Annotated in this window: 8 protein-coding genes; 3 read left to right on the forward strand and 5 right to left on the reverse strand. The window is 65.9% G+C overall.

What is annotated here, in order from left to right:
* The 4 genes from ACSLE4_RS07180 to ACSLE4_RS07195 all read right to left on the reverse strand — a co-directional run.
* A partial coding sequence (locus ACSLE4_RS07180) for a metal ABC transporter permease (protein ID WP_435903799.1) occupies positions 1-143 on the reverse strand: 143 nt, incomplete at its 3' end.
* A complete protein-coding gene (locus ACSLE4_RS07185; protein ID WP_435903792.1) occupies positions 140-904 on the reverse strand; it encodes a metal ABC transporter ATP-binding protein in 765 nt (254 codons plus the stop codon). The genes ACSLE4_RS07185 and ACSLE4_RS07180, both read right to left, overlap by 4 nt.
* Positions 901-1,101, reverse strand: a complete 201-nt coding sequence (locus ACSLE4_RS07190) for a hypothetical protein (protein ID WP_435903793.1) — start codon at positions 1,099-1,101, stop codon at positions 901-903. The genes ACSLE4_RS07185 and ACSLE4_RS07190 overlap by 4 nt, the downstream gene beginning before the upstream one ends.
* Before the next feature lie 43 nt (positions 1,102-1,144).
* Positions 1,145-1,561 (reverse strand): Fur family transcriptional regulator, encoded by a 417-nt coding sequence (locus ACSLE4_RS07195; RefSeq protein WP_435903794.1) that lies wholly within the window; start codon positions 1,559-1,561, stop codon positions 1,145-1,147.
* Between the two features lie 119 nt (positions 1,562-1,680).
* Between ACSLE4_RS07195 and ACSLE4_RS07200 the strand changes: the two genes are divergently transcribed.
* Together ACSLE4_RS07200 and ACSLE4_RS07205 are read left to right on the forward strand one after the other, a co-directional pair.
* Complete coding sequence (locus ACSLE4_RS07200; RefSeq protein ID WP_435903795.1) at positions 1,681-2,163, forward strand: c-type cytochrome; 483 nt, start codon at positions 1,681-1,683, stop codon at positions 2,161-2,163.
* Positions 2,164-2,183: 20 nt separating this feature from the next.
* Positions 2,184-3,002 carry a c-type cytochrome gene (locus tag ACSLE4_RS07205; protein ID WP_435903796.1) on the forward strand — a complete coding sequence of 273 codons (819 nt, stop codon included), beginning with the start codon at positions 2,184-2,186 and terminating at the stop codon, positions 3,000-3,002.
* Here the strand turns inward: ACSLE4_RS07205 and ACSLE4_RS07210 are convergent.
* On the reverse strand, positions 2,965-3,789 hold the full coding sequence (locus ACSLE4_RS07210; protein WP_435903797.1) for a helix-turn-helix domain-containing protein: 825 nt from the start codon (positions 3,787-3,789) through the stop codon (positions 2,965-2,967). The two genes, ACSLE4_RS07205 and ACSLE4_RS07210, sit on opposite strands and share 38 nt — an antisense overlap.
* A gap of 58 nt (positions 3,790-3,847) precedes the next feature.
* Between ACSLE4_RS07210 and ACSLE4_RS07215 the strand changes: the two genes are divergently transcribed.
* Positions 3,848-4,654 (forward strand): MBL fold metallo-hydrolase (locus tag ACSLE4_RS07215; RefSeq protein WP_435903798.1); only part of this gene is annotated, 807 nt, incomplete at its 3' end.

The following is a 4,654-nucleotide window of genomic DNA, read 5'->3' on the forward strand; positions in this document are numbered from 1 at the left end:
ATGGCGTCGCCCATCAGGCTCATGCGCCGCAATACGAGAAACACGCCGATGGGCGGCGCCGTCAGAGAGATGGCGAGCGAGCCCACCAGCGCCCGGCGCATGAAGGCGAATTCGATGAAGGGCTGGACAAGGCTGTCGATCATGCGGACTCGCGCACTTCGTCCCGCTCGCACACAGGCGCGTGCGCATCGAACGCCTCGGTGAGTGCGCGCGACTTGGCGAGATTGTCGGGCGTCAGCACGGCGCGCGTCTCGCCCCAGGCCACGACTTCACGGGCGAGCAGGAGCGTACGCGGGAAATGCGCGCGCACTTGCTCGATGTCATGCAGGGCCGCGAGCACCGTCCGGCCCTCGCGATGCCAACGCTCGATGAGGCGGATGAGATCGGCGACGGTCTTGGTGTCCACGGCGCGGAACGGCTCGTCGAGCAGGATAAGCTTGGCATCTTGCAAGAGAAGCCGCGCAAACAGCACGCGCTGGAATTGCCCGCCGGAGAGAGACCCAACCGGACGGTCGGCGAGCTCGACTAGGCCCACTGTGCCAAGCGCGCCGATGACCTGATCGCGCCCCCGCGCATCGAGACCGCGCAGGGCGCCGATCTTCCGCCACAGCCCCATGGCGACGCAGTCGAACACCGAAATGGGAAAGCTGCGGTCGATCTCGAAGACCTGGGGCAGATAGGCGATGTCACGCCTGGTGAGGCCGTCGAGATCGAGACGGCCGCTGAGCGGCCTCAACTCGCCGACAATGCCTTTGAGCAGGGTCGACTTGCCGGCGCCGTTCGGCCCGACGATCGCCAAGAGCTCGCCGTGCGCCACCTCCCCGGTGATGTGATGCACCGCCGGGTGCCGGCCGTAGCCGAGCGTCAAATTGTGAAAGCTGAGGGCGGGCGCGGTTATCTTCATCGCAGGGCCCAATAGACCGCGAGCCACAAGAGCAAGACCGCCGCCGCCACGAGACAAAGCCGCGCCGCCACCGAGGCGCGCAACAGCGAGACCCCCCGCACAGGGGCTTGGTGCGCCGCGCGGGGCGGAAACCCGGCATCGGCCGGGACGAGCGCGATAGGCTCACGCTCCAAGGCTTCCACGCTCCAAGGCTTCACGCGTCAAGGCTTCACGCGAGGGCAACGTCACGTCCTTCCGAAGTTAGGCCAGCCGGGTCGGGCGGCAATCGTCACAGAGACCCGCGATCTCGACGGTCACCTGCTCGGGCGAGATTTCTTCCGGGGCAAGTCCCAGCAGCAGCGCTTGGTCTTCGTCGGTGAGCAGGATCTCGACGACCTTGTCGCAAGCCCGGCAGATGGCGAAGGCGAACTTGCCGTCGCAAGCCCCGTGTCCGCAGGCGACGAAGGCCGAGCGGGACTCCAGGCGATGGACCATGCCCTTTTTCATCAGATCGTTGAGGGCGCGGTACACGGTCGGCGGATGGGAGATCCCCGATTTCCGCACCCGGTCGAGAATGGCGTAGGCGCTCAAAGGTTCGCCCGAGTCCCGCAGACAGCTCAGGATCTCGCTTTGGTTGCGCGAGAGCTTCGGTGCGTCGTGGTGATGGGCCGCATTCATGACTGATGATATAACATAACATCAGTCCAGTGCGTCAAGTGGGAACCGAGGACGCCCCCGCGCGGTTTTTTACCCAAACCCGCCGCAAGAAGCGCCCCTATTCGAGATGAGGTTTTCCCATGGTTTCGCCATACGCGTTCAGCGGACTTGCGCCTTTTGCCCTCGCAGCCTCGCTGCTCGCCCTTCCAACGCTTGCGGCCGACCAGGAGACGACGGAGGAGACCGCGTCTGCATCGAGCCCAATGGAGACCGCGAAGTCGGCCGAGAAAGGCTCGCTAAAAAATCCCTACTCGACCGACGACACCACGGTGGTGGAAGAAGGCCACCAGGTATACATGGCCGCCGGCTGCAACGGCTGTCATGGCGGCACAGGCGGCGGCGGCATGGGACCGCCGCTCACCAATCCTGTGTGGATCTACGGCAAGGATGACGACACGCTGTTCCGTCTGACCGCGCTAGGCACCGATGCGCTGCTAGAGCAAGGCTACACGCGCAAGGGCTCCGAGCACGTGGTGGGCCCCATGCCCGCCCAAGGCACGATCGTCAAATCCACCGACGACATGTGGAAGATGATCACCTGGATTCATTCGATCAACGAGTGAGGATAAGACGAGGAAACGCAATGTTGAGAGCGATTACGATTATTGGCGTGGTGATTGCCGTGGGCTTTCTCGCGTGGGCGACGCTGGTCATGACCGGCGGCCGCGATTGGCTCGTCGCTTCCATGACGGAAGAAAAGGCGCCCGCCATTGTTGCCGCCAACGAAGAGACGCCGAAACAAGTTGAGAAACCTGCCGAGGCAAAGCCCGCGGATCCCGCGCCCGCAGAGGCAAAGCCGGAAGAAGCGAAGCCGGCGGAGTCTCAGCCGGATGTCGCGATGGAGGCTGAGGCGGAGGACGAAACGGCCGAGGAGACGGCAGCTGCCGAAAGCGAGCCTGCACCCGCCGAGGCCACATCCGAAGACCCGCCCCCCGAGACCGCAGAAGCTAACGACGCCGAGAAGCCGGCGGACGGCGGCGGCGATGCGGCCGGCATGGATCCCGCCGGTAATCCTACGAAGACGGCCGAGGCCGCGGAGAAGGGCGCGCTGAAGAGCCCCTACCAAGACGACTACGAGTCCGTCGCCGAGGAAGGCCACAAGAAGTTCATGGCCGCCGGCTGCAACGGCTGCCACGGCGGCACCGGCGGCGGCGGCATGGGACCGCCTTTGTCGAACCCCGTCTGGATTTACGGCAATGACGGCGACACGCTGTTCCGTCTGATCGCGCTGGGCACCACCGGCCTTCAGGAGCAGGGCTATACGCGCAAAGGCTCGGAACTCGTGGTCGGGCCGATGCCGCCCCATGGCAACATCGTCAAGTCCAACGACGACATGTGGAAGATCATCGCCTGGATCTGGTCGATCAACCCGCCGGACAAGTCCGCTTCGGCCGCGCAGTAACGCACTGCGGTCGCGCGCGCCTCACCTTCGTGAGCGTCGGCGTGGCGGACGCGCCGAAGGTGCGGCGGAAATCACGCGCGAAATGCGCTTGGTCCGCGAAACCCGCGGTATGGGCGGCGGCCGTCAAATTGCCGCCGTCCAGCACGGCGCGGATGGCCGCACGCATGCGACACCAGGCGCGATACCGGCGGAAAGGAACGCCGATTTCCCTCGTGAAGACATGCTGGAAGCGCGACGGCGACAGCCCAACCGTCTCCGCAACCGCCCCGACACGCCGGAGATCCGCGTAGCTCTCGTGCAGTGAGTCAAGAACCCGCGCCATACCCGGATCGACGGGACGTTCGCGCCGGCCTGCGAAACCGATCAAGTCGTCGAGCCCGCGCGCGATCCAAGATGGACTGTCGCGGTCCTCGTACATCTCTCGTAGCAGGACGATCTCGCCGTCTTGTCCGACGCGGGCGCCGGATACGTCGTGCGCCTGGCGAACAAGGCGCGCGAGACTGTCCGCGCCGGCCGCACTCGCCTCGGCGTAGAGAACGGCGAGCGGCGCGCCGCCCATATCGAACTCGTAAGCGAGACCGGCTGGAATCGCCGCCGTCCGGCAGCTCCGCCAGGCGCCATCGCCAACGCGGAGTTGGAATTTTTCGTACAGCCCGGCGAGGAAGACCGGCGTGCTGTGCCGGTGGGGCGCGTTGCGGCCGAGCGGCCCGGCGAACAGCGCACGGCCGCGATCGAGATACCAGATCGGGGAATTTTCGGCGGCGTCGGACACAGCACGTTCGTTCAAGCGGCTTCGGGATGCCGGGCGATAGTGTCGCGGACAGATGCAAAAGGAAAGATCGCCGATGCCGAAACTTGCCGTCAGCCGCCGTCGCCTCATCGCCGGTACGGGCGTGCTTGCCGCGGCGCCCTTTGCCGCCGCCCTCGCCCCACGCAGCGCCAGAGCCGCTGCCCCGATGCTCGGCCTGTCCGAACCGACCCATTACCGTATCAAGCTCGGCGACTTCGAGGTGACGACGATCTCCGACGCCGCTGCCTTCATTGACGGTCCCTGGCCGCTGATCGGCGGCAACGCGGAGCAAGACGCCGTCGATCAAACGATGCGCGACAACCTGCTGCCGACGAACAAATACCGGCCGGGCTTCACGCCCATGGTGGTCAACACCGGCAAGGAACTCATCCTGTTCGACACCGGCAACTCCGAACGTGGCTTCGTCCCCCGGCCGCAAGGCGGCTGGCTCGCCGCGCAGCTTGCGCCGGCCGGCTTCGAGCCCGAACAGATCGACGTCGTGGTGCTGTCTCACGGTCATCCCGACCATATCGGCGGCGTGATGGAGGCCGGCCAACCGCTGTTTCCCAACGCGCGCTACGTCACGGGTGCGATCGACTATGACTTCTGGCCCGGCGACAAACCGGCAGGCGGCTTGAAGCCGTTCGCCGCGTTGTTCCGCGACTACGTGGTGCCCCTCGCCGACAAGACGACGTTCCTCAAGCCCGGCGACGAGGTGGCCCCCGGCATTCGCGCCATGGCCGCCTACGGGCACACCCCCGGCCATCTCGCGTTCGACATCGAGAGCGGAGGGAAGCGTCTCGTCTTCTGGGGCGACTGCGCGCACCATCATGTCGCCTCCTTGGTGCGCCCCGATTGGCAC

Source organism: Methyloceanibacter sp. (assembly GCF_051306395.1).
GTDB lineage: Bacteria > Pseudomonadota > Alphaproteobacteria > Rhizobiales > Methyloligellaceae > Methyloceanibacter.